Genomic DNA, 22,996 nt, shown 5'->3' with positions numbered 1-22,996 from the left:
TCGCTCGCCAAGCTGTGAGTCCCTGAAGACAAGGTTCTGCGGCGGCAATCCCCTCTATGTTAACAAACCGGGGTTACTATGCCGCAATGAGCACCACTGAGCCCACAGCGGGCACCGTCCTTGAGCCGTTGAAGAAGCGGCTGATCGCGGTCTGGAGTCTGTGGAGCTGGGGCAATGCCACGGTGAGCGCCGTGATGGTGACCTTCGTCTTCGGCACGTACATCGCCGACGCAGTCGGTCCCGGCGGTCAGGGCACGCAGTACCTGACCACGGCGAACACCATTGCGGGGCTGATCATCGCGCTCACCGCCCCGGTGATCGGGCAGCGCGCGGACAACGGCGGACGACGGCGACGCTGGCTCGCCGTGAACACCCTGATCGTCATCGCGCTGGTCGCCGCATGCTTCTTCGTGAAGCCGGATCAGGCCTATCTGGTCCTGGGCGTGACGCTGATGGCCACGATGACGCTCTTCGACGAGTTCGCGAACCTGAACTACAACTCGATGATCACCGACATCGCGGACTCCCCGCGGATGGGCCGGGTCTCGGGCATCGGCTGGGGCTCCGGCTACCTGGGCGGCATCGTGATCCTGGCCATCGTCTACTTCGGCCTCGTTGCGGGAGAGCCGCCGCACCTGTTCGGGCTCGGCGAGGACGAGATGGTCAACGTCCGGGCCGTGGCGCTGGTGGCCGCCGCGTGGTTCCTGATCTTCTCGCTGCCGCTGCTGCTGACTCCGCTGAAGACCGCGGACCAGGAGGTGGTCCAGGAACGGGTCAGCATCCTGGAGTCCTACCGGCGGCTCATCGGACTGGTCATCGGACTCTGGCGCGAGGACCGGAACACCTTCTGGTTCCTGGTCTCCTCCGCGATCTACCGCGACGGGCTCTCCGCGGTGTTCACCTATGGCGCGATCCTCGGCGTGACGGTGTTCGGGTTCAGCACCTCAGACATCCTGCTCTTCGGGATCGCCGGCAACGTGGCCGCGGCCCTGGGAGCGTTCGTCGGGGGCTGGTTCGATGACCGGGTCGGTCCGCGACGGGTGATCGCGACCTGTGTGGCCGCGCTGATCCTGACCGCCGGAATCCTGTACTTCCTCGACGTGGAGCGCAGCTTCGGGGCCTTCGTGGTCACTCCGACGGGCGCGTTCTGGGTCTTCGGTCTGATGCTCTGCGTGTTCGTGGGGCCGGCGCAGTCCTCCTCGCGGGCCTTCCTGGCCCGGCTGGCGCCGCCGAGCCGCGCCGGGGAGCTCTTCGGGCTCTACGCCACGGCTGGACGCAGCGTGTCCTTCCTGACCCCCGGGCTCATCGCGCTGCTGCTCTGGAGCGCCGGTGGCAGCGACAAGGCGATCATCCTCGGCGTCGTGGTGATCCTGAGCATCGGGCTGGCCACCCTGACGCTGGTGCACAATCCCACCGGACCGGCGAAGATGCGCGAGCACCGGGTGCTGAAGCGCAGCTGAGCTCGGGACCGAGGCGGCCGAGTGCGCGACGGCCTACCTGATGATGGTGCGGTGGAAGTTCGCGTGGCTGCGCGAGGCCGTGGGACCGCGCTGACCCTGGTAGCGGGACTGGTGCGCTCCGGCGCCGTAGCTGTGCTCGGCGGGCGAGGTGAGCCGGAAGAAGCAGAGCTGGCCGATCTTCGAGCCCGGCCACAGCTTGATCGGCAGCGTGGCCATGTTGGAGAGCTCCAGGGTCACCTGTCCGGAGAACCCGGGATCGATGAACCCCGCGGTGGAATGGGTGAGCAGCCCCAGCCGGCCCAGCGAGCTCTTCCCCTCCAGGCGCGCAGCGACGTCGTCGGGCAGGGTGACCGACTCGTAGGTGGCGCCGAGCACGAACTCTCCGGGGTGCAGGATGAAGGGCTCCTCCGGGTCCACCTCCACCAGCCGGGTCAGATCCGGCTGGTCCGCGGCGGGGTCGATATGGGCGTACTTGTGGTTGTCGAAGAGCCGGAACATGCGCTCCAGGCGCACGTCGACGCTGGAGGGTTGGATCATCGAGGTGTCCAGCGGGTCCAGCTTGATCCGCTCGGCGTCGATCTCGGCTCGGATGTCTCGATCAGATAGCAGCACCCGCCCAAAATACCCCAGCATGCTTCTGCTGGGGACGAGATGGGCCCGCTCGCATTGCATTCTGTACGCGTCCGTGATCGCGTAGAGGGATGACTGAGACTCCCAACACCCAGCCAGAGCAGACTCCCGCCACCGACGCAGCCGGCGAGCAGGGCGGGCCCGCCGCCACGCTCGAGCAGGTCCTCATCGAGGGCAAGGACGGCAAGGCTCAGGCCGGAGAGATCATCCGGGCCTTCCTGACCAGCAGCGTCTACTTCCTCAGCCCCGAGGAGGTCAACGACGAGACCGGTTCGGTGAACCCGCTCACCCTGCAGGACAACGAGGGCAACCCGTTGATCGCGCTGTTCAGCACCACCGAGAACATCCCTGACGACTACAAGGAACACGCTCCGCACGCCGTGGAGGCCCCCGGTGTCGCCATCGTGCAGTCCATCACCGGCGCGGGCATCATGATCGACGCGGGCCAGGAGCACGGTTTCCAGATCTCGGCCGAGGGTGTGGAGCGGATCCGCACCGACTTCATCAGCCCCGCCGAGGAGGCCGAAGCTCAGCAATGAGCTGACCTCCGCTGAGCGGCGGGTTCGCTCTGCCCCGACCGGGGCTAGAGTGATGAGCTGAATCTGCTGCTCGAGCCGGGAGGAATGACATGGGCGCCGTCCTCTCCGGCTTCACCATCATCTGGCTGATCATCGGGGTCGGCTGGATCATCGGCAGGTTCGGGGTCCTGGGCCCCGATGCGCGCGTGACCATGAGCCGCGTCGCGTTCTTCGTGGCCTCCCCCTGCCTGCTCTTCGTCACCATCTCCGAGTCCTCGCTGCGCCAGGTGCTGGGCCCGCAGTTCGCGATCGCGGCCATCGGCGCGCTGAGCACCCTGGTGGTGTTCATCCTGATCGGTCGGTTCCTGCTGCTCAAGGGCCGGGCCGGATCTGACCTGATGATCGGCGGCATGAGCGCCTCGCTGGTCAACGGCGCCAACCTCGGCTTCCCGATCGCGGCCTACGTCCTGGGCGACGTCGCGCTCGCCGCCCCGATCATCATGTTCCAGCTGGCCATCTACACCCCGATCTACGTCACCGCGCTGGACCTGCTCACCCGCGATCAGGGCACGACGACGAAGGTGCGGCCCCGGCCGCGGATCTCGGCGCTGCGCAGCATCGGACAGTCTGCGGTGAACCCGATGATCATCGGCGCCACGCTGGGCCTGCTCTTCTCCTGGCAGGAGCTCCGCTTCCCCACTCCGGTGCAGGAGGCCATCGAGCTCCTCGCCGGGGCCTCGATCCCGCTGATGCTGCTGGCCTTCGGGCTCTCGCTGGTCGGCAGCCGCCCGTTGGACAAGGCCGCCGGGCGGCGTCGTGACGCGTTCCTCGCCGCCGGGCTCAAACTCATCCTGCACCCGCTGCTGGCCTGGCTGCTGGCCGGCGTCGTCTTCGGGCTCGAGGACCATCAGGTGCTCGTCGCGGTGGTCATGGCGGCGCTGCCCACCGCGCAGAACGTGCTCGTCACAGCCGTGCGCTATCAGGCCGGCGAGGTGATCGCCCGCGACACGGTGCTGCTGACCACCATCCTGGCGATCCCCACCGTGGTGCTCGTCGCGGTGCTGCTGGGCTGATGCGCGCTGATGGGATGAACCGCGTTGCCTGGCTGATCTGGACCGATCTGCGGCGGGGTCGACCCTCCCCGGACGCGGGCCGGTCGTTGCTACCCTGAACCCTATGTCGCAGGCCCACCACTCCGCTCCGCCGCCCCCACCGGAGGCGTCCGGACGCCCTGATCGCCGTCGTGGGCTGCTGGTGGCCTGGGCGGCCGCACTCGTGATGGCTATCGCGGCCTCCGGCGTCGCGATCTGGCAGGTCAGCGACGAGATCTACACCCCCCGGCACACCGCTCAGGAGTACTGGGAGACGCTCAGCCAGGGAAGCGGCTCCGAGACGCTGGGATTCTTCGACCCCTCCTCACTGGATGCCGCGGCGGGCGACCCGGCAGACAGCCTGCTGCTCGACGGCGAGGCTCTGGCGCGCAGCACTGAGGGCGTGGAGAACCTGCGGTTCGGGGAGGATCCCGAACGGCAGGGCGGGGCGGTGATCCAGTTCGACGTCGAGGACGAGAGCTTCCAGACCCAGCTGCCCATGGAATCCCACGAGAACACGCTGGCCTTCTTCCCCGACTGGGAGCTCACCGCTGCGTCGATGAGCCGGCTGCAGATCGACGTGCCCGGCGCGGCGGCCGGTGGAGTCGCCCAGATCGACGTCAACGGCGAACCGGTGAACCTCGAAGACGACTCCGCGACGCTGCGCACCTATGTCCCGGCCGTGGTGGAGATCGCCGTGGACAGCGAGTGGCTGGTCGGCGCCTCACGCTATGTCGTGGTCCAGGACGCCGGTGAGGACGACGACGGCCAGGCACACCAGATCACGCTGGAGCTCGAGGCCTCCGACGCCGCCCAGGACCTGCTCCACGAAGAGGTCCAGGCGTATCTGGACTCCTGCGCCGAGCAGGAGGTGCTGATGCCCGCGGGGTGCTCGATGGGGATCAACACCCCCAACCAGGTGGCCACCGAATCGATCAGCTGGCGGATGCCCGACCCGCAGGAGCTCACGCTCAGCTTCGGCGAGGACGGCTGGGAGATCGCCGACACCGCCATGCAGGCCACGATCGCCTTCGACTCGCGGCACTTCCACGACGGCGCGAGCCTCGAAGAGAGCCACCTCGTCGACTTCGACCTGGACATCGGGGTCGGTGCCAGCGGTGAAGAGCTGATCATTGCGGTCTCCGGATCCGACTGACCCGTTCTGTAGACTCTGGCCCTGTGGCTGCCCAGAAGACTGCGACCCGCGACACCGCGGAGACTCGGTCCGCCGTCGACCCCACGTCGCTCGAAGCCCTCGGGCTGAGCTCGGTCCAGGTCCTGGAGCGCAACCGGCTGGGCCTTGCCAACATCCAGCCGCGCACCACCTCCCGCTCGATCACCGACATCCTGCGCACCCACCTGATGACGCTGTTCAATCTGATCATCGGGATCTGCGCGCTGGCGATCATCCTGCTGGGACGCTGGCTGGACCTGCTCTTCGCCGTCGCCGCCGTCGCCAACGTCTTCATCGGGCTCTTCCAGGAATACAGCGCCAAGCGCAAGCTTGACGCCATCGCGCTGCTGCACCAGGACGAGGTGCGGGTGCTGCGCGACGGGATGCTCCTGCAGATCCACCGAGAACAGATCGTGCTCGACGACGTGGTCGAGCTTCGCCGCGGCGATGAGATCCCCGCGGACGGCCAGGTGCTGAGCTCCGAGGGCCTCGACGTGGACGAGTCCATGCTCACCGGGGAGTCCGACGCCGTGGCCAAGCGACGCGATGACCGCCTGCTCTCCGGGACCGCCGTGGTCGCCGGCTCCGGCAGGTTCCGGGTGACCGCCGTCGGAGAGCGGGCCCATGCGGTGCGGCTGGCCACCGAGGCCAAGCAGTATCAGAAGATCAACTCTGAGCTGCGCCGGGCGATGGAGAAGATCGCGCTGTGGCTCTCGCTGGTGCTGGTTCCGATCGTCGCGGTGGTGCTCAACGGACAGATGCAGGCCTTCGGCGGCTGGAACGCCGCCTGGGAGTCGGGCCAGTGGCGGGACGCGTTGGTCACCTCGGTGTCCTCGGTGACGGCGATGATCCCGCAGGGGCTGGCCCTGATGACGACCATCGCGTTCGCGGTGGCCGCGGTGAAGCTCTCCAAGGAGAACGTGTTGCTCCAGGAGCAGCCGGCCGTGGAGATCCTGGCCCGGGTGGACGTGGTCTGCCTGGACAAGACCGGCACGCTCACCGACGGCACCATCGCCTTCCACCGCGCCACCGCGCTGAACCCGCAGGGATTCGACTCCACGCGGCGCCGCGGCGCGGCGTCCACCGCGCTGGAGGGCACCGAGGAGTGGGAGCAGGTGCTGGCATTCTTCGGCGCCGACGAGCGTGCCAACGCCACCGCGGCCGCGCTGCGCGCGCCCTACACCGCGCTGCCCCGGCACCGGGTGGCCAGCCAGGTCCAGTTCTCCTCCGCCCGGCGCTTCTCCGCGGTGAGCTTCGCCGAGGACGCCGGCGGCCTGGCCGGGCACTGGGTGCTGGGCGCCCCGGAGATCCTCCGCGGGGACTCCACCGACCCCCAGGTGCACACGGAACAGCTGTTGAACCGCACCGATGAGCTCGCCAGCCGCGGACTGCGCACGATGCTGCTCGCCCATGCGCCGCTCGACGGTCCGCTCATCGCCGGCGGCACCGGCCCGCTCGGGCGCGGGCATGGACTGCCGCCGGGCATGGTCCCGGTGGCGCTGCTGACCTTCAAGGAGAACGTCCGCCCCGAGGTCCACGCCACGCTGGAATACTTCCGCGAGCAGCACATCGCGCTGAAGGTGATCTCCGGGGACTCTCCCAAGACGGCGGCGGCGGTGGCCCGCGAGGTGGGCATGGTCATCGAGGGCGACGCCGTGGACGCCTCCACGCTGCCCGAAGACCCCGCGGAGCTGCGCGAGGTGTTGGAACACCACTCGGTGTTCGGCCGGGTCTCCCCCGAGCAGAAGCGCACCATGGTGGAGGCGCTGAAGGCTGGCGGACATGTGGTGGCGATGACCGGTGACGGCGTCAACGACGCCCTGGCGATGAAGAAGGCCGATCTGGGGATCGCCATGGGCGACGGGGCCCCGGCCACCAAGGCGGTGTCCCGGATGGTGCTGCTCGACGGGCGCTTTGACCGACTGCCCTCGGTGCTCGAACAAGGCCGCAAGGTCATCGCCAACACCGAACGGGTGGCGCACCTGTTCCTGTCCAAGACCGCCTACGCGATCCTGCTCGGGCTGATCTACGGGCTGCTGTTCTGGGAGTTCCCGTTCCTGCCGCGGCAGTTCTCCACGGTGGACTTCCTGATGATCGGCTTCCCGGCGTTCTTCCTCGCACTGATGCCCAATCCGCGGCGCTACCGGCCGGGATTCCTCCGCCGCTCGATGCTCTTCTCCATCCCGACGGCGATCGCGATCGTGCTCGCGGTGATTACGGTCAGCGCGTTCGGCCGCTATCTCCAAGAGCCCTCAGCCGCGATCCAGACCGCGGCCACGCTGTGCCTGACCGCAGTGGGCCTCTGGGTGCTCAGCGTGGCGCTGCGCCCGCTGACCTTCCCGCGGGTGGCGCTGATCGGGACCATGTACCTCCTGCTGGCCGCGGTGCTGCTGCTGCCGATCTCCCAGCAGTATCACCTCTTCGCAATGCCCTCGGCCGAGCTGCTGGCTGCGGCATTCGTCGCCAGCATCCTGGGCTGCGGGCTGGTCGAGGTCGGCAGCCGAGCCGTCACCGCGCTCACCGAACGCCGAGCCAAGGCATGAGCCCGAACCTCGGGCCGCGCTGGGTCCGGGTCCGGGGCTCGGGGCTGGTGTGCGGACGGGTGCCGCGGCCGGGAATTTCCGGTCCGCCGCGGACGCTGGATAATGAACCACGTGAACATCAACCCTTCTTCGTCGAGAGCGAGCCGAGCATGCTGAGGACCGTCATGGGCGGCAAGATCCACCGCGCCACCGTGACCCACGCGGACCTGCACTACGTCGGGTCCATCACGGTGGACGCCGACCTGCTCGACGCCGCAGGGATCGTGGAGGGCGAGAAGGTCCAGGTGGTGGACATCACCAACGGGGCCCGCCTGGAGACCTACACGATCGCCGGCCCACGCGGCTCGCGGGTCATCGGCATCAACGGTGCGGCCGCGCACCTGGTGAATCCTGGAGACCTGGTCATCCTGATCACCTACGTGATGCTGGACGCGCAGGAGCTCGCCGACCACCGGCCCCGCGTCGTCCACGTGGACTCCGAGAACCGCATCGTGGCCCTGGGCCAGGACCCGGCGGAGCCGGTGCCGGGCGCGATCGACCAGCTGGACCCCCGCACCGCCGTCCTCAGCTGAGCCGCCCCGGCTGCCGTCTCCGGCGGAGGACTCGGGGTGAGACAAGGGTCGAATCAGGGTCCATCAGGGGTCATGGCCGTGACATCGGTGTGCAAAGCAGACTAGGTTCTAAAGGGACTCGTAAGACACGAGAGACATTCACCAACGGAACGGAGTTGACCATGCGACTATTCACACTGGGCGCCGGCATAGCCATCGGCTACATCATCGGCAGCAAGCGCGGCAAGGCAGAATTCGAGCGGAGTCTCAACGCCGTGAAGAAGAGCGCCGCGGAGACCTGGAAGGACCCCAAGGTCCAGGAGACCGTCACCAAGGCCGGAGAGACCGCCAAGCAGTACGTCTCCACCGTGACCGACTCGGTCAAGAAGCACGCCAACGACGCCGCTTCACCGGTCACCGACAAAGTCGTCGATGCCGCAGCGCTCGCCGAAGACGCGGTCAAGAAGGCTGGCAGCAACGCCGAGAAGCTGGTCGATCAGGCCGCCGACAAGGTGCAGAAGCAGGCCGAGGAAGCTGAGCAGAAGTCCGGCGGTGCCTCCAGCGGCTCGGGCAGCTCATCCGGCTCCTCCTCCGGCAACGGGTCCAGCTCGTCGAGCACCGGTGGCAGCGGGTCCGGCACCGGCGGCAGCACCGGCGGCAACGGTTCCGGCGGCAACGGTTCCGGCGGCAGCGGGTCCGGCTCCTCGAGCACCGGCGGCAACGGTTCCGACGGCAGCGGGTCCGGCTCCTCAAGCACCGGCGGGGCGTCGAACAAGCCGTCCGGCAACAACGGACGCTGACCCCAGGCACACACGAATAGCGACGGCCGTGGGTCCGGTCCCTTGAGAAAGGGGCCGGGCCCACGGCCAACCTATATCCTGAGACCTATGCCGTCTGAGACCGTCGCCGCCCGACTCATCGCCGAGACCCTCGGTTCCCGCACGCTGAACGAATACCCAGAGTCTCCGCGCCACGACCAGCTGCTGCGGCGGGCCCTGCGCCGGCGCCGAGTGACGCTGAAGTCCGTGGGCGAGAACAGCCAGGTCTTCGTCTTCGGAGGCGTGGTCGTCGGTGGCATGGACGCGGCGGTCACCACGCTGGTCAGCGCCCATGCGCGCAGGATCACGGCGGATCCGAACCTGCTGCGCAGACACCTGCAGATCCAAGAGGTGCCTCTGGCCACGGAGGAGTCCCCGGCGATGCCGGCCGAGGCCGGACATGAGCCTGAGCAGAGGACCTCGGTAGAGCCCGCGGCACCCAGCACAATCCGCGCCTTCGTCGTCGGAGAGCGGGTCTGCGCCTCGCTGCTCCGGCTGCCCCCCGCGGAGCAGGCGCCCGCGCCGGACGAGGCCGGGCAGCCGCAGGACTCCGCCGAGATCGCCGCCGGCGGACTGAGCATCGACGTGACCGCCGTGCTGGCGGACGCTCTGCACGAGCTCGCGGTGGAGGCGGTCATGGCTGTGCCTGGGCTCTTCGCCGCCGCCGTGGACCTTGAGGTGCCGGACCTGGAGTCCGCCGAAAGCGCCGTCGTCCGCTCAGTGCTCCCCGACGCCGATATCAGTGAGGCACACCTGCCTGCCTACGGGGAGCCCAGGGACGTCGCCGGCGCGATCGCCGATGAGATCCTGCTCCGCGCTTCGCGCTGACCGGCCCGACGCGCAGGGTGGTCGGATCGCAGATGCGGCCCCTCCCCCAGCAGCGTCTCGCGCAGGGTGACCGGCGTCTCCGGGCGCTCGGGCAACAGTCCTCGTCGGCGCAGCTCCGGAGTCACGAAGGCCTCGAAGCGCTCGAAGTCGGCCGGACGGACCGCGGCTGAGATGTTGAAACCATCCACCCCCGAGAGCTCCTTGAACCGCACCAGCTCATCGACCACCTCGACCGGGTCGCCCACGATCAGCGGTCCGCGACCGCCGATGGAGATGAACTCGGCGACATCACGGACCGTCCAGCGCTTCGTCGGGTCCTTGGTGAACATCGCCAGCGCGGACTGATTGGCCTCGGTCTGCACATCGGCGACCACATCGTCATCACGCAGGTTCGACAGATCCACGCCCGTCCATCCGCCGAAGAGCGTCAGCGCAGAGGCGGTGTCCACATACTCCCGGTATTCGGCCAGCCGCGCCTGGGCGAGCTCCGACGTCTCGGCCACGATGATCGTGGCCATGGCGAAGAAGCGGACCGACTCAGGATCCCGCCCAGCCTCCTGCAGCGCCGCCCGGGTGTCGGAGACCTGGGTCCCCAGCCGCTCCGGGGAGGAACTGATCACGAAGATCGCCTCTCCATGGTCCACCGCGAACCTCTGGCCCCGCGCGGAGGACCCTGCCTGGAAGAGCAAGGGAGTGCGCTGCGGGCCTGGGTGGGTGAGCATCTCGCCCGGCACGGTGAACCACTGCCCCTGGTGCTCGATCGGGTGGACCTTCTCCGGGTCCACGAAGACCCCGGTGGACTTGTCCGCCAGCACCGCGCCTTCTTCGAAGGAGTGCTCGAAGAGCTTGTACATCACCTCGAGGTACTCGTCGGCCCGGTCATAGCGCTCATCGTGCGGGATCTGCTCGGTGAGACCGAGATTGCGCGCCGCCGAGTCCTGATAGCTGGTGACGATGTTCCAGGCGATCCTGCCCCGGGTCAGGTGATCCAGGGTGGCGAACCGTCGAGCCAGGGAGTAGGGAGCCTCATAGGTGACCGACGCGGTCAGCCCGAAGCCCAGATGCGTGGTGGCCGCTGCCAGCGCCGGCACGATGACCTGCGGGTCCAGCAGCGGGAACTGCACTCCCCCCCGGGCCGCGGAGTCGGCGGTGCCGCCGTAGACGTCATAGACCCCTGGAATGTCGGCCAGGAACAGCGAGGAGAATCCGGCCCGCTCCACCGTCCGGGCGAGCTCGGACCAGTAGTCGAGCGTGTCGAACTCCTCGATCCGCGACTCCGGATGGCGCCACAGGCCCGGGGACTGATGCACCGGGACCAACATGTCGAAGGCGTTGAAATGGATGGTCATGGCTTCTCCTTGGCCTCGCCGATCGCGTTGAGTCCCTGGGGCAGGGTGCCGTTGATCTCGTGGTCTCCCAGCGACCGGGCACGAAAGACGATCGGGTTGTGGGTGGCGATGGTCTGAGCGTTGCGCCAGTGCCGGTCAAGCGCCTTGGTGCGCAGCGTGGCGGAGGCGCCCACGGTCTGGAACAGCTCGGAGGTCACCGCCAGGACCAGGTCGGGCACGCTGATCTGGGCCTTCTCCACGGCGATCTCCGCATCGTGGATCTCTCGCGGCGGTTCACCCTGGAAGTCCGGGTCGCCGGTGCCGGCCTGCAGCCCCGCGACCAGCGTCTTGTCCAAGGTGCGGGCCGCCTGGAGCACCGCAGCCTCTGCAACGAAGGCCTTGGAGGACATCCTGCCCACCACCTGTTGAATCAGAGGATCTTGGCTGAAGGCCTGACCTGCGGTGGAGGTGTTGAAGGTGCGGGTCCGGCGCGCCAGGGTGGAGGTCGCATCTGCCAGCGCCGCCTTGGCGATGCCGGTCTGGACGGCGAGCAGATAGAGCTGGAAGAACGCCGCCTCGTGGACGGACTCGTGATCGCCGGGGCTGCGTCCGAGCACGCCGAGATCCTCCACGGCGACCGAGTCCAGCAGGGTCGTCCCGGTGCCGGTGAGCTTCTGCCCGAAGCCGTCCCAGTCATCGAGCAGCGTCACCCCGGCGGCGTCGGTGGGCACCACCGCGAAACGCCGACCCTCCCCCTCCTGCGCCTGCGCGGCGGAGACCCTGGTGTAGGTCGAGAAGATGGTGCCGGTGGAGTAGTACTTCGCCCCGGTGAGCTGCGCCGCGCCGTCCTCGTCGCGGTCGAGCCGGGTGTTCAGGCTGCCCAGCGCATTGCCGCCCTTCTCAGTGGAGGCGTTGCCCACCGTGCTGCCCTTGAGCACCCGGGCGTACCAGAGCTCCCGCACAGCAGACGGCTGGAAGCGCAGCGACTCGACGAACCCGAAGTGGCCTCGATAGAGGTGGGCGATGTTGGAGTCGGCCTCGGCGAGCGCGATCACCTCGGTGATCAGCTCTTCGACGCTGATCTCCTCGCCGCCGAACTCGGCCGGCACGCGCAGGGCGCCGAAGCCGACGTCGTCGAGCCAGCTGACCTGCTCGAAGGGCAGGACCCGGTCCAGCTCCCGGGTGACCGTGCCTTCCCGGATGCGGATCAGCAGATCGTGGGGAATCGTGCGGGTCATGCAGCGTTCACCTGTTCCCATGCGGCGTCGATGTCTCGGTCGAAGGCGGGGTTGAGCAGCCCGTCGAGGTACTCGCCGTACCACTCGCGCACCTCGGCCGAATGATAGGCGGCCTTCAGCGCCTCATACCGCTCGGGCTGCTCCTCGCGGAAGCCCGGGCGAGCGCAGACCGCCAGGGCGAACGGCAGCGCCTCCTCGGCGGATTCCATGATCAGCACCTCGTCGGGGAGCACATCAATCTCTGCGAGCAGCCGGGCGAAGCCGAAGACCGCGTCCACATCCGAGTAGATCTGGCCCACTGACTGCTGGTCCACCTCGATGAACTGCAGATCCTTGGGGTTCGCGGTGATGTCCCGGACGCTGAGCGCGGCGACATGCTTGGACTCGTCGATCTCGATCAGACCTCCGCGAGCCAGCAGCCGGATCCCGCGCCCGTTGTTCGCGGTGTCGACCGGCAGGGCGATCTGAGCTCCGTCCGGGAGCTCCTCGAGGGAGTCGTACTGTTCGGAGTAGATCCCGGAGGGCTGTTCGAACATGAAGAAGATCGGCTCGATGTCCAAGTCGTTGTCCGCGATGAACTGGCGCAGGTAGCTGATGTTCTGGAAGAAGTTGACGTCGTATTCACCGTTGTTCACCGCGTGGTTCGGCTGGATGATGTCGGTCACGTAGGTGGCGCCGAACTCCCATCCGTCGGCCTCCAGGATCCGTTGCGCGATCCGGGTCGGCTCCTGGAAGGGAGCATTCTCGGTGACCACCAGGCGCAGGGTGCGGTCACCTTCGATCCGATCCACAAGACCGCAGCCCGAGGTCAGGCTCCCGACGCCGAGCAGAGCAGCCATGCCCAGTGAACCGCTCAATACTCGACGTCGGGAGAGTGTGGGGGAGCTGGAAGAGCTCATGCGCTGAAGTCCGTCCAGATCTCTTCGGCGTTCTCGGTGGTCATGAAGTCCTCGAAGTCGATGACCCCGCCCTGGTACTCCTCGAACCACTGCTCGACCTCTTCGGACTGGAAGGCGTCCTGCAGCGCCTGGGCCTGTTCGTCGGTGACCCCGTCGGGCCCGACGGCGACCACGCAGGTGAACGGTGTGCGCACCTCTTCGCGGCCGTCTTCGATGCTCAGCGTCGTCTCCTCGACATCGAGGTCCGCCTCCGCGATCAGCCGGACGAAGGCGAATCCGGCGTCGACGTCGGGCAGCACCTGCGCCGCGGACTGCTGGTCAGTCTCCACGAACTGGAAGTCCCGGGGATTGTCGGTGATGTCGTTCTGGGTGAGCTCGATGACGGAGACCGACTCGTCGACCTCGATCAGGCCCTCATCTGCGAGGAGCCGGAGCGCACGGCCATTGTTCGAGGGATCCACCGGCAGGTTGATCTCGGCGCCATCCGGCAGCTCCTCCAGGGAGTCATATTCCAGCGAGAAGAGTCCGGCCGGGGCGTAGTACACCGAGAACAGCGGCTCGACCTCCGTGTCGTTGGACTGGTTGAAATTGTTCAGATAGGCCAGGTGCTGGAAGTAGTTGCCCTCGAACTCACCCTGGTTGACCACCTGGTTGGGCTGCACGATGTCGGTCATATAGGTGATGTCGAGTTCGTAGCCCTGCTCCTCGAGCAGCTCCGCGGCGATCTCGGCGGGCTCCTGGAAAGGTGCGGATTCGGTGACGACGATGCTGATCGTCTCATCGTCCTCCACCAGTCCGCAGCTGGTCAGGCCAAGGGCGGCGGTGGACAGGACTGCGCCGGTCAGGATCGCGGGGCGTCGAGCGTTCATGGGTGTGAGCTGCTTTCTCTTGCTGGGCAACAAGGGGCCCAGAGGGTGTGCGGAGATGACCAGGGCGCGACGTCGGGCGCCAGCCCCGGGGTGTGGAGATCAGGTGTGGTGATGGAGCGCGGTGAGCCTGGAAGGCGGAGGACCGGCCTGCAGGAATCTGGTCAGGCTCTGCTCCTGATCAGGCGGTGATCCTGGGCCACGCGGTATGTCGGCTCAGCCGGTGCGGTGGCTCAGGCGGTGATGCGCCGGTCCGAGGCGCGGGCGACCCGCGTGCCGGTGAACTGCACCAGCGAGACCAGCAGCACCATCAGCACGATGGCCGCGATCATGGTGGGGGTCTCGTATCGGTAGTAGCCGTACCGGATGGCCAGATCCCCGATCCCGCCGCCGCCGACCAGTCCCGACATCGCCGAATAGGAGATGAAGCTGACCGTGGTGATGGTGATGGACCCGATCAGTCCGGGCTTGGCGTCGACCAGGAGCACATTGCGGATGATCTGTCCGCGGGTCGCTCCCATGGCCCGGGAGGCTTCGACCGCGCCGGAGCCCAGCTGGGTGATGTTCTGCTCGACGAGGCGCGCGAAGTACGGGATCGCATTGATGGTCAGCGGGACGATCACCGCGGCGGTGCCCACCGACGTGCCCACCACGAACCGGGTGAACGGGATGATCGCGATGAGCAGGATCAGGAAGGGGAAGGACCGGATCATGTTGACCAGTCCGGAGACGATGGCGTGGGAGCGGGGTCGCGGCGCCAGCCCGTCGGGGGCGTGGACGAAGAGCCAGATGCCCAGCGGGGTGCCGAGCAGGACTGCCACCGGGATGGCGACCGCGATCATCGCGAAGGTCTCCAACATGGCCTGGTTGATCTCGGGGAGTCGTTCGATGACGAGGTTCATCAGCGCACACCCCCTGTCGAAGCGGCGAGCGCGGTGTGCTGGGACCGGCGTGCATAGCCCGTCTGCGCGGCGTCCGGGTCCTGCGGATCAGCTGTCGACTCGTGCGCTCGGGGGCCGCTGCGGTCCAGCCGGATCCCATCGGTGAGCAGATACTTCCCGATCGAGGTGCGGGGGTTGAAACCCTCCCGGCGAAGCTCCGAGGCGGGGAACTCCTCCACCACGCGACCGTCCTCCATCACCGCGACATTGTCGGCGAGGGCCTTGATGACTTCCATCTCGTGGGTCACGATCACCACGGTGATGCCGAATTCACGGTTCACGTCAGCCAGGTACTGCAGCACGGTGGCCGTGGTGAAGGGGTCCAGCGCGGAGGTCGGTTCATCGCAGAGCAGCACCTCCGGCTTGGTGGCCAGCGCCCGGGCGATCGCCACCCGCTGCTTCTGGCCACCCGAGAGCTGTGCCGGATAGACGGAGGTCTTGTCGGTGATGTCGACGATCTCCAGCGCTTCTGCGGCCCGGCGGAGACGCTCCCGCCGGTCCCTGACCCCGGCGAACTTCAGTGAGAGCTCGACGTTCTGCGCGACGGTGAGGTTGTTGACCAGGTTGAACCCCTGGAAGATCATGCCGATCTGGTGCCGGGCCTGGCGCAGGGCCGCGTCATCCAGGCTGGTCAGCTCGGTGCCGGCGACGCTCACGGTGCCCGATGTGGGGCGTTCCAGCAGGTTGATGTTGCGTAGCAGCGTGGACTTCCCGGCGCCTGAGAACCCGATGATGCCCTGGATGCTGCCTCGCGGCACCTCAAGGCTGACGTCATCGACTGCGGTCAGCGGCTCCCTGCCGCGGGCGGCGAAGGTCGTCGAGACATGGGTAAGCGAAATCATGAGGCATGCTCCATCGGTCCTGGCGTTAGCACCCGGCCGAGGCTGTGAGGCCCTCCGGGTTGCTGCGACGTCTTCGAGCCAGATCTCTCAGTCGCTCTGGATGGTTGAGTGCCCTCACTCTAAGGGCGAACCTGGGCGAAAAGTCAAGTCGGGATATGTGTTGCGTTTTGTCTCATTGAGTGAGCGTGACATTGATCGGATTCCCCGGCTGGGCGTAGTCTGATCCGCGTACCATCCCGAGCGGCCGAGAGATCTGGCTCGTCGACGCCGCAGCAACCCAGGGAGGGACCCCTCAGATGAGGAGTCTTTTCGCCGGGTGCTACCGCCAGGATCGATGGGAGTATCCTCTGATGATTTCGCCTGCCTCCACCCTGAACGGCACCGCCGCAGTCACCCCTGCGCACACTGCCGACACCTCAGACACCTCCGAGGTCTCTGCCGCGCCCGCTGAAGCGCCGGCGAGCCGAGCGCAGTACACCTCGCTGGACGTCAAGCTCTCCGGCGTCGGCCGGGGCTTCGGCTCCCGCACCGTGCTGCGCGACGTCAGCCTGCAGATCGCCCCCGGCGAGGTGCTGGCGATCTTGGGGTCCTCCGGCTGCGGCAAGTCCACGCTGCTGCGCGCCGTCGGCGGTCTCGACACCGGAAGCACCGGTGAGATCCTGATCAACGGCTCCCCGGTGCAGCGCTATGACGAACGCACTGCGGTCGGGTTCCAGGAGCCGCGACTGCTGCCCTGGCGCTCGATCCACAAGAACGTCAGTCTGGGCCTGCCGCGCAGCCTGTCCAAGTCCGAGGGCCGCGAACGCGTCAATGAGCTCCTGGAGCTGGTCGGGCTCCATGACCGTGCGTCGCTGCGGCCCCGGGAGATCTCCGGCGGCATGGCACAGCGGGCGTCGCTGGCCCGCGCCCTGGCCCGCCGCCCCGGCGTGCTGCTGCTCGACGAGCCCTTCGGCGCCCTCGACGCACTGACCCGGCTCAAGATGCAGGACCTGCTGCTAGATCTGCATGCGCAGACCGGCACCACGGTGCTGCTGGTCACCCACGACGTGGACGAGGCGCTGCAGCTCGCAGACCGCGTGCTCCTCCTGGGCAAGGATCCGGCCGATCCCGACCCCGCCGAGGGCGCCACGATCGCTCGTCTGCTGAACGTGCCCGGTGAGCGTCCGCGCGATCGCGCCTCAGCCGAACTGGCGGCGCTGCGCGGTGAGCTCTTCTCCGGGCTCGGCGTCGACTCACACAGCCACTGACCCCACCACTGACCCCGTGGAGAGACCGCCGGGCGCAGCCCTGACCCTCCCAGCACCAGCACCGAAGCGCACCGGCCAGCTGTCCGATGCACTCTTCGCTCACCCTTCGGTCGGATCCCGGTCATCACCGGACAGCCGATCTCTTCAGAGGCATCCACCCGCTTGCACCTGACATGCACGACTCAGAACTTCCAGCACACTGTCCATCACTGAAGTACCGAAAGGCCCTCCCCCATGCCCAGCACCACCGCTTCCCGCTCCTCACGCCCCCGCCGCACCTCCGTCAAGGCGGTCTCGGCGGCCGCCGCCGTGGCGCTGCTCGCCACCGCATGCGGCGGCGACGGCGGTGAGGATGAGCAGCTCGAGACGCTGAACATCGACTTCGCCACCTACAACCCGCTGAGCCTGATCATCCTGGAGAACGGCTGGTTGGAGGAGGAGCTCGAGGAGCTCGACGTCGATGTGAAGTGGGTGCAGTCCACAGGCTCGAACGTCGCCAACGAGAACCTCCGCGCCGGCAACATCGACGTGGGATCCACCGCAGGCTCGGCGGCGCTGCTCAACCGCGCAGTCGGCGCCGACACCCACACGATCATGATCGAGAACCAGCCGGAGTGGTCTGCGCTTGTGACCGACGGGGATTCCGACATCGAATCGGTGGAGGACCTCGAAGGAGCGTCGATCGCGGCAACACCCGCGACGGACCCCTACTTCTTCATGGCACGGTCCCTCCAGGAGGCCGGGCTCAGTGTGGATGACGTGGAGGTCCAGTCCCTGCAGCACGCCGACGGGTGGCAGGCACTGGCCAACGGCGACGTGGACGCCTGGGCCGGCCTGGATCCCATCATGGCCGGCGCCGAGGCCGACGGCGCCGAGCTGCTCTACCGCAACGTCGACTTCAACACCTACTCGGTGGTCAACGCCACCGGCGAATTCGTGGAGAACCACCCCGACGTCGCGCAGATCGTGGTCAACGTCTACGAGCAGGCGCGCGAGTGGGCCAAGGAGAACCCGGACGGCACCGCCGAGATTCTCGCTGAGTACGCGGGGCTGGAACTGGAGATCGCCGAGGCCGTCATCTCCGAGCGCACGAACTTCGAGGTGGATCCTGTGCCGGGAGACGAGGTCCGCGCCGCGATGGAGGCCGCCGGACCGTTCTTCGTGGAGAACGGCGACGTGGACAGCCAGGACGCTGTGGACGAGGCGCTGGAGTCGCTGTTCTACACCGACTTCGCTGAGAACATCGAGGCCACCGACGCCGCAGGCACCGAGGACGCGGCTGATGAGGCCGATATCGAGGAGACTGACGAGTGAGCGAGACCCTTTCCACGGCGCCAACGACCCAGCCGGCCGATGCCCCGGCCCGAACACCCGGAAGGCGCCGGCGCAGAAAGGTGCCAGGACGCGGACTGCTGATCGGCGCCGTCGTCCCGCTGCTGCTGCTGGGGCTGTGGTGGCTGGTCACCGAAGGGACCGGCACGTTCAGCCCGGTCCAGCTTCCCGCCCCGCAGACCGTCTTCAGCGCGGGGCTCGGGCTCTTCGAGTCCGGAGACCTCATCGATCACATGACGATCTCGCTGCAGCGCGTGCTGATCGGCTTCGGGATCGGTGCCGCGCTGGGTCTGGCGCTGGGCTCGCTGCTGGGACTGTCCTCCATCGCCGATGCCCTGCTGCACCCGACCGTGGGCGCCTTCCGTGCCGTGCCCTCACTGGCCTGGGTTCCGCTGCTGCTGCTCTGGGTCGGAATCGACGAGGACTCGAAGGTCATCCTCATCGCGATCGGAGCATTCTTCCCGGTGTTCACCGCGGTGCATTCGGCGCTCCGGCACGTGGACGCCCAACTGGTCGAGGCCGGGCGAGCCTTCGGGTTCCACGGCGTGCGGCTGCTCGGTACGGTGCAGCTTCCTGCCGTCGTGCCCAGCGTGTTCTCCGGGCTGCGCCTGGGCCTGGCTCAGGCATGGCTGTTCCTGGTGGCCGCCGAGCTGCTGGCCTCCTCGGAGGGACTGGGCTTCCTGCTGGACGAATCGAGGAACAACGGGCGCACCGACCGGCTGCTGCTGGCCATCGTGCTGCTGGCTCTGCTGGGCAAGCTCACCGATACCCTGCTCGGGGTGCTCGAGCGCAAGGCGCTCAAGACCTGGGCCTGACCCTCCCCCTCTCGGCGTTCTACCGGGGCTTCCGCGTTCTACCAGCCACACCATCGGCGAGGTAGATCGCGGAAGCCCCGGTATTTCGCGCAGTGGGGGTGATCAGCTTCTGCGGCGCAGCTGGAACTGCGCGGCGTGGTGGTCCTCGGGCAGGTGGTCGCCGGCGCCGAAGAGCTTGTTGCGCAGGGTGCCCGGGGCGTACTCGGTCTTATAGCGACCAAGCTTCTGCAGCTCGGGGACCACGTGCTCCACCACATCCTCGAAGGTCCCGGGAGTGATGTGATAAGCCAGGTTGAACCCGTCCACGTCGGTCTCCTCCTGCCATTCGATGAGCTGCTGCGCGGCACTCGGTCCGTCGCCGATGATCACCGGGCCGAAGCCGCCGACGCCGACCCACTCGGCGAGCTGCCGGACGGTCCAGACCTCGTCCTCCCGGCCCGAGGCCTTCTGGAAGGTCTCCACGGTGGACTGGATGGCGTTGGACTTCACGTCGCCGATGGGCTGGTCGAGATCGAATTGGCTCAGGTCGATGCCCATCCAGCCCGACATCAGCACCAGTCCGCCCTCGGCGTCGATGTACTGGGCCAGGTCGTCGTACTTGGCCTGGGCGGCGTCGTCGTCCGGGCCGGTGACGATGGTCTGCATCGCGAAGATCCGCACCGAATAGGGATCGCGTCCGGCCTCGGCCACCGACTGACGGATCTTGGCCACGGAGGCCTTCGCCAGCTCTTTGGTGGGCGGGTTGATGAAGACGGCCTCTGCATGCTTGCCGGCGAAGGCGCGGCCTCGGCTGGAGGCGCCGGCCTGGTAGATCACCGGGGTGCGCTGCGGGGAGGGCTCCACCACGCCGATACCAGGGGTCTTGAAGAACTCGCCGTGGTGTTCGATCCGGTGCACCTTCGCCGGGTCGGTGAAGACGCCTGAGGCCTTGTCAGCGAGGACGGCGTCGTCTTCCCAGGAGCCTTCGAGCAGCTTGTAGACGACGTCGAGGTACTCATCGGCATGGTCGTAGCGGCGATCGTGCTCCATCTGGTCGTCCTGGCCCATGTTCTGCGCCGCAGAGGGCAGGTACCCGGTGACCACGTTCCACCCCACGCGTCCACCGGTCAGGTGATCCAGGGTGCCCAGCCGCCGGGAGAACGGGTAGGGGTGCTCGTAGGCGGTGCCCGCGGTGATGCCGAAGCCGAGGTGCTTGGTGACCGCGGCCATCGCCGAGACCAGCAGGAACGGGTCCTGCAGCGGGATCTGCGCCCCGGAGCGCAGCGCGGCCTCCGGGTTCGAGCCGAAGACGTCGTAGGGGCCCAGCACGTCGGCGATGAAGAGGCCGTCGAAGAGCCCGCGCTCGAGGATCTGCGCCACCTCGGTCCAGTAGCCGATCGTGTTGTACTCCCGCGCACGATCATCCGGGTGCCGCCACAGTCCCGGGGACTGATGCACCACGCAGTTCATGTCGAAGGCGTTGAAGAGGATCTCGCGCTTGCCGGACTCGGTGGTCGGGAAGGTCATTCGTGGTTCTCCTTGGGGTTCGGATCACTGACAGATATCGGCGTTCACCGAAAATCGGGCCCCGGCGGACGGGAGGCAGGTGCAGGTGAGGTTCAGGCGCTCGGTGCGGCGCTGACCGTGGCGTCTGGCGGGCTGGCCGGGGCAGGTTCATCGTTCAGCGTCGGCTCGCCGACGCTCCACAGTCGGACCGGCTCGGAGCCGTTGACCCGGTGGTCCCCCGCGATCCGGGCCTTATAGACCCAGGGGTTGTGACTGGTGACGGTGCGGGCGTTGCGCCAATGCCGGTCCAGGCCGCGGGACTGGCTCACCCCGGAGGCACCCAGGACATCGAAGATCCGGGTGACCGCCTCCAGCACGGGACGGTGCAGCGCCACCTGGGCGCGGCCCGTGGCGAGCTCCACGGCATTGGCGGCGGCGATCTGCGCGTCCTGGGCGCTGGTCCGCGCCGCGAAGGCGGCATCCAGGCTCGCGGCGGTGGCGAGCACCTGCGCCCGGGCCAGCGCCGCGACCGCATCCACCTCCCCGACGGCCTGGAGCAGCTGCGGATCCGTGCGCGGAGTGCGGGTGTTGGCGTGGGAGAAGGTCCGCGAGCGCTCATGCAGCAGCGCCGCGGCGTCCCGGGCCGCGGCCTCGGCGACGCCGGCGAGCACGATCAGCAGGAAGTGCTGGTAGAGCGCGGTCTGGTAGGGGAACCGATCGGTCAGCCCGCGCAGCTCGGCCTCCTCCACCACGGCATCGGTGAGCCGCGCCGTGCCGGAGCCGGTGGTGCGCTGGCCGAAGCCGTCCCAGTCGTCGTCGATCTCCACACCGGGCTGGTCCCGGCGCACCAGCACCGCGAGCTCTCGACCTGCGGCGTCCCGGGCGGTGACGTCGAGCCAGTCCGCGAAGATCGCCCCTGTGGTGTAGTACTTCACCCCATTGACCACGTGCCCGGCATCGGTCTCGGTGACCACCGTGCCGGACTGGTGGAAGCCCCCCTTGCCCGGCTCGGTCCACGCGTTGCCGACCAGCTCCCCGGCCGTCAGCCGCGCGAGCCAGCGCTGCACGAGCGGCGCGGGGTCGGACTCAGAGTCAGCCTCGGTACCTGCGCGCCACAGCAGATCCTCCTGGACCGCGAAGTGACCGCGCAGCACCTGCGGAATGTTGCTGTCCTGGGCGGCGAGCTCCAGGAGGACCTGGGTGGTCTGCACCCAGTCCAGGCCGAAGCCACCCGCCAGCTCGGGCACGCGGAGCCGCCCGATGCCGGCGGCGACGAGGTCCTTGACCTCCTCGCGGGCCAGCTCACGGCTGCGCTCCCGGTCGAGCGCGGAGAGACCGACACGCTCGACGGCGTCACGCAGAATCTGAGGCACAGGCAGTTGAATGTTCATTCTTTCCTCCATCGATTCTGGCGGTAGCACCCGGCATGTCCGGGTTGCTGCGACGTCTTCGGGCCAGATCCCTCAGTCGCTCTGGATGGTGATGACGCTAAATATAGAGGGTCTTGGGGCTCATCCGTCAAGTTCAGATGACGCCGCATGTCTGAACTCAGCTGCGCCTCGGCGCCCACTTGACGATCGATATTCATGAACGCCGATGCGGTGGATCTTCAAGGAGTCCTAGTTTGTTCATCGGACGAATCGTGGGCGAACGGGGCGCCGACCCGTCCCTGGAATGTCATGCGGCGTCTCACAGTGCGAACAATTCTTGCTGGGGAACGGGACCACGCGTAGCGTTGAACCGTAACCATCCCGAGCGGCTGAGAGATCTGGCTCAGAGACGCCGCAGCAACCCGGACACGCCGGGTGCTAACGCCAGGACCGATGGAGTTGATCTGCATGTCTGTTCCTGCTCGCACCCTCGAGAACCCCGCTGACGCATCCCGCGTGGATCCCTTTGCGCTGCGCCATGCCCTGGCCCAGTTCCCGCAGGGCGTCGTCGCCGTCGGCGCGGAGGTCGACGGGACCCCCGAGGCGATCATCGCGTCCACCTTCACCGTGGGCGTCTCGCTGGAGCCGCCCCTGGTCACCCTGGCGGTCCAGCACAACTCCTCCACCTGGCCGAAGCTCGAGCACAGCGGAGGCGACCTGGGCATCTCGGTGCTCGGCCGCGACCAGAACGGGCTGTGCCGACAGATCGCGTCCAAGGATCGGGCCAACCGCTTCACCGGGGTGGACTACCAGCTCCATGGCTCGGCGCTGCTGCTCGACGGGGTCCCGATGTGGCTGCGCACCCGGATCTATGACCGGGTCCGCGCCGGAGACCACGACATCATCGTGCTCGAGATCCTGGACCTCGGCTTCACCGAGGGGGCCCCTGGACTGGTCTTCCACCAGCACGAGTTCAAGACCCTGACCACCCTGAGCTGACTCGAAGGACCCTTTCTTGAC

Annotated in this window: 21 protein-coding genes and 4 riboswitches; of the genes, 12 read left to right on the top strand and 9 right to left on the bottom strand. The window is 67.8% G+C overall.

What is annotated here, in order from left to right:
• Positions 1–86: 86 nt before the first annotated feature.
• Positions 87–1,460, top strand: a complete 1,374-nt coding sequence (locus tag ACHAA4_RS06370) for an MFS transporter (protein WP_435773350.1) — start codon at positions 87–89, stop codon at positions 1,458–1,460.
• A 33-nt stretch (positions 1,461–1,493) separates the two neighbouring features.
• Here ACHAA4_RS06370 and dcd read toward each other — a convergent pair whose 3' ends face one another.
• Positions 1,494–2,072 carry a dCTP deaminase gene (gene dcd / locus ACHAA4_RS06365; protein ID WP_435773349.1) on the bottom strand — a complete coding sequence of 193 codons (579 nt, stop codon included), beginning with the start codon at positions 2,070–2,072 and terminating at the stop codon, positions 1,494–1,496.
• Between the two features lie 89 nt (positions 2,073–2,161).
• Here dcd and ACHAA4_RS06360 point away from each other — a divergent pair, with 89 nt between their 5' ends.
• The 7 genes from ACHAA4_RS06360 (at position 2,162) to ACHAA4_RS06330 (ending at position 9,613) form a co-directional block, all read left to right on the top strand.
• Positions 2,162–2,629: an SseB family protein gene (locus ACHAA4_RS06360; protein WP_435773348.1), complete on the top strand. Its 468-nt coding sequence runs from the start codon at positions 2,162–2,164 to the stop codon at positions 2,627–2,629.
• An 89-nt stretch (positions 2,630–2,718) separates the two neighbouring features.
• The gene (locus tag ACHAA4_RS06355) at positions 2,719–3,681 is read left to right on the top strand and encodes an AEC family transporter (RefSeq protein WP_435773347.1); all 963 of its coding nucleotides are present in this window, start codon (positions 2,719–2,721) and stop codon (positions 3,679–3,681) included.
• A 103-nt stretch (positions 3,682–3,784) separates the two neighbouring features.
• A complete protein-coding gene (locus ACHAA4_RS06350) occupies positions 3,785–4,855 on the top strand; it encodes a hypothetical protein (protein ID WP_435773346.1) in 1,071 nt (356 codons plus the stop codon).
• Positions 4,856–4,878: 23 nt separating this feature from the next.
• Positions 4,879–7,416, top strand: a complete 2,538-nt coding sequence (locus ACHAA4_RS06345) for an HAD-IC family P-type ATPase (protein WP_435773345.1) — start codon at positions 4,879–4,881, stop codon at positions 7,414–7,416.
• A gap of 149 nt (positions 7,417–7,565) precedes the next feature.
• The gene (gene panD / locus ACHAA4_RS06340) at positions 7,566–7,988 is read left to right on the top strand and encodes an aspartate 1-decarboxylase (protein WP_435773344.1); all 423 of its coding nucleotides are present in this window, start codon (positions 7,566–7,568) and stop codon (positions 7,986–7,988) included.
• A 161-nt stretch (positions 7,989–8,149) separates the two neighbouring features.
• Complete coding sequence (locus ACHAA4_RS06335) at positions 8,150–8,767, top strand: hypothetical protein (protein WP_435773343.1); 618 nt, start codon at positions 8,150–8,152, stop codon at positions 8,765–8,767.
• Positions 8,768–8,854: 87 nt separating this feature from the next.
• Complete coding sequence (locus tag ACHAA4_RS06330) at positions 8,855–9,613, top strand: hypothetical protein (protein ID WP_435773342.1); 759 nt, start codon at positions 8,855–8,857, stop codon at positions 9,611–9,613.
• Here ACHAA4_RS06330 and ACHAA4_RS06325 read toward each other — a convergent pair.
• The 6 genes from ACHAA4_RS06325 to ACHAA4_RS06300 form a co-directional block, all read right to left on the bottom strand.
• Positions 9,547–10,962, bottom strand: coding sequence for an LLM class flavin-dependent oxidoreductase (locus ACHAA4_RS06325; RefSeq protein ID WP_435773341.1), 1,416 nt, complete (start codon positions 10,960–10,962; stop codon positions 9,547–9,549). The genes ACHAA4_RS06330 and ACHAA4_RS06325 overlap by 67 nt on opposite strands.
• On the bottom strand, positions 10,959–12,179 hold the full coding sequence (locus ACHAA4_RS06320; protein WP_435773340.1) for an acyl-CoA dehydrogenase family protein: 1,221 nt from the start codon (positions 12,177–12,179) through the stop codon (positions 10,959–10,961). Before ACHAA4_RS06320 ends, ACHAA4_RS06325 begins: the two co-directional genes overlap by 4 nt.
• Complete coding sequence (locus tag ACHAA4_RS06315; RefSeq protein WP_435773339.1) at positions 12,176–13,078, bottom strand: MetQ/NlpA family ABC transporter substrate-binding protein; 903 nt, start codon at positions 13,076–13,078, stop codon at positions 12,176–12,178. The genes ACHAA4_RS06320 and ACHAA4_RS06315 overlap by 4 nt, the downstream gene beginning before the upstream one ends.
• On the bottom strand, positions 13,075–13,947 hold the full coding sequence (locus ACHAA4_RS06310) for a MetQ/NlpA family ABC transporter substrate-binding protein (protein WP_435773338.1): 873 nt from the start codon (positions 13,945–13,947) through the stop codon (positions 13,075–13,077). Before ACHAA4_RS06310 ends, ACHAA4_RS06315 begins: the two co-directional genes overlap by 4 nt.
• Before the next feature lie 230 nt (positions 13,948–14,177).
• Positions 14,178–14,846, bottom strand: a complete 669-nt coding sequence (locus ACHAA4_RS06305) for a methionine ABC transporter permease (RefSeq protein ID WP_106122520.1) — start codon at positions 14,844–14,846, stop codon at positions 14,178–14,180.
• Complete coding sequence (locus ACHAA4_RS06300; RefSeq protein WP_435773337.1) at positions 14,846–15,727, bottom strand: methionine ABC transporter ATP-binding protein; 882 nt, start codon at positions 15,725–15,727, stop codon at positions 14,846–14,848. Before ACHAA4_RS06300 ends, ACHAA4_RS06305 begins: the two co-directional genes overlap by 1 nt.
• A 7-nt stretch (positions 15,728–15,734) precedes the next feature.
• Positions 15,735–15,834: riboswitch (SAM riboswitch) on the bottom strand.
• Positions 15,835–15,955: 121 nt separating this feature from the next.
• A riboswitch (SAM riboswitch) is annotated at positions 15,956–16,068 on the top strand.
• A 9-nt stretch (positions 16,069–16,077) separates the two neighbouring features.
• Between ACHAA4_RS06300 and ACHAA4_RS06295 the strand changes: the two genes are divergently transcribed.
• The 3 genes from ACHAA4_RS06295 to ACHAA4_RS06285 all read left to right on the top strand — a co-directional run bounded on the left by ACHAA4_RS06295 (position 16,078) and on the right by ACHAA4_RS06285 (position 19,121).
• On the top strand, positions 16,078–16,974 hold the full coding sequence (locus tag ACHAA4_RS06295) for an ABC transporter ATP-binding protein (protein ID WP_435773336.1): 897 nt from the start codon (positions 16,078–16,080) through the stop codon (positions 16,972–16,974).
• Between the two features lie 234 nt (positions 16,975–17,208).
• Positions 17,209–18,288, top strand: a complete 1,080-nt coding sequence (locus ACHAA4_RS06290; protein ID WP_435773335.1) for an aliphatic sulfonate ABC transporter substrate-binding protein — start codon at positions 17,209–17,211, stop codon at positions 18,286–18,288.
• Positions 18,285–19,121: an ABC transporter permease gene (locus tag ACHAA4_RS06285; protein ID WP_435773334.1), complete on the top strand. Its 837-nt coding sequence runs from the start codon at positions 18,285–18,287 to the stop codon at positions 19,119–19,121. The genes ACHAA4_RS06290 and ACHAA4_RS06285 overlap by 4 nt, the downstream gene beginning before the upstream one ends.
• Before the next feature lie 102 nt (positions 19,122–19,223).
• On the opposite strand, the gene ACHAA4_RS06280 is transcribed toward ACHAA4_RS06285, so the two are convergent.
• Positions 19,224–20,627 carry an LLM class flavin-dependent oxidoreductase gene (locus tag ACHAA4_RS06280; RefSeq protein WP_435773333.1) on the bottom strand — a complete coding sequence of 468 codons (1,404 nt, stop codon included), beginning with the start codon at positions 20,625–20,627 and terminating at the stop codon, positions 19,224–19,226.
• A gap of 92 nt (positions 20,628–20,719) precedes the next feature.
• Entirely contained in the window at positions 20,720–21,997 is a 1,278-nt protein-coding gene (locus tag ACHAA4_RS06275) for an acyl-CoA dehydrogenase family protein (RefSeq protein WP_435773332.1), read from the bottom strand.
• A gap of 5 nt (positions 21,998–22,002) precedes the next feature.
• Positions 22,003–22,089, bottom strand: a riboswitch (SAM riboswitch).
• Between the two features lie 260 nt (positions 22,090–22,349).
• Positions 22,350–22,436, top strand: a riboswitch (SAM riboswitch).
• An 8-nt stretch (positions 22,437–22,444) separates the two neighbouring features.
• Between ACHAA4_RS06275 and ACHAA4_RS06270 the strand changes: the two genes are divergently transcribed.
• Positions 22,445–22,975, top strand: a complete 531-nt coding sequence (locus tag ACHAA4_RS06270; protein ID WP_435773331.1) for a flavin reductase family protein — start codon at positions 22,445–22,447, stop codon at positions 22,973–22,975.
• Positions 22,976–22,996: the final 21 nt, after the last annotated feature.

Origin of the sequence: Nesterenkonia maliinae (assembly GCF_051262655.1) — a bacterium.
Taxonomy (GTDB): Bacteria; Actinomycetota; Actinomycetes; order Actinomycetales; family Micrococcaceae; genus Nesterenkonia.
This window is presented reverse-complemented; position numbering and strand designations above follow the sequence as displayed.